The organism is Methanoregula sp. (assembly GCF_002835825.1).
GTDB lineage: Archaea > Halobacteriota > Methanomicrobia > Methanomicrobiales > Methanospirillaceae > Methanoregula.
Window position 1 is genome coordinate 1 of record NZ_PIZH01000702.1, and the last position, 1,113, is coordinate 1,113.

General features: G+C 50.7%; 1 protein-coding gene. It reads left to right on the forward strand.

What is annotated here, in order from left to right; translation table 11 throughout:
- Window positions 1-195: 195 nt before the first annotated feature.
- The coding region (locus CW742_RS14540; protein WP_292421617.1) for an iron ABC transporter permease at window positions 196-1,113 on the forward strand (918 nt) is incomplete at its 3' end.

Consider the following 1,113-nt stretch of genomic DNA (forward strand, 5'->3'; position numbering starts at 1 on the left):
GAATAATAGTAATCAGGATTTCAACCGGCATCTCATTATCAATTAGTAACACATATAATTAATTACGTAGTAATTTATACAAATCATGCAGGATACTTTGTTGAATGCCATTACCAGAATGCCGGCGAAACAAAGAAATCAGCTTCCTTCTGGAACCACTTTTTTTTTAAGAATCGACTATCTGGGGAGTTCATCATGACAACAGGGACCGAACGTTTGAAACACCTTCTGGAAAAACTGGGCTATGAGGATGTCGGTGGATTCTCCGAATACCGCAAGATCCTCATCCTGATCGGTATTGCCGTCCTCCTCGTATTTACTGCAATTATTGCTGTCGTAATGGGGAAATACGGGTTTACCGTCATGGACGTGTACAGGACTATCTTTGTGCACCTCACCTTCGGGGATACGACAACTATCGAAAAACTCAATAACACCATTATCTGGGACATACGAGTCCCGCGGATCCTGCTTACGGTCTTTGTCGGGGGCGCTTTAGCTATTGCCGGGGCGGTCTTCCAGGGTGTTTTCAGGAACCCTCTTGTCGAGCCATATATCCTCGGCGTCTCATCGGGAGCGGCATTCGGAGCAGCCCTCGGGATTGTGTTTCCCGCAATCTTCTTCTCGCTTCAACTCTCCGCGTTTGCATTCGGGGCCCTTGCAGTTGCCATTGCTTACCTGCTCGCCCGTGTACGGGGGGAGACCCCTATCGTCACGCTCATCCTTGCCGGAGTTATTGTAGGGTCCATCTTTGCAGCGCTGGTCTCTCTCCTGAAATATCTCTCTACCGATGCCGCACTCAGGGAGATCGTGTTCTGGATGATGGGGGGGTTCTATTATGCGACCTGGAAGGATGTACAGGTCATCGCCCCGGTCGTTATCATCGGTTTCATCATTCTCTGGGCGATGGGGTGGAAACTCAATATCCTCTCGATGGGCGATGACGAGGCACGTACGATGGGTGTCAGTCCGGAGCGATACAAATTAATTGTCATCGGGATAGCGACAGCGGTCACGGCGGTTGCGGTCTCTCCTGTCGGAATCGGTGCCTGGGTCGGCCTGATGGTTGCCCATGCCCCCCGGAACCTTCTTTGGCCGGATACCCGGTTTTGT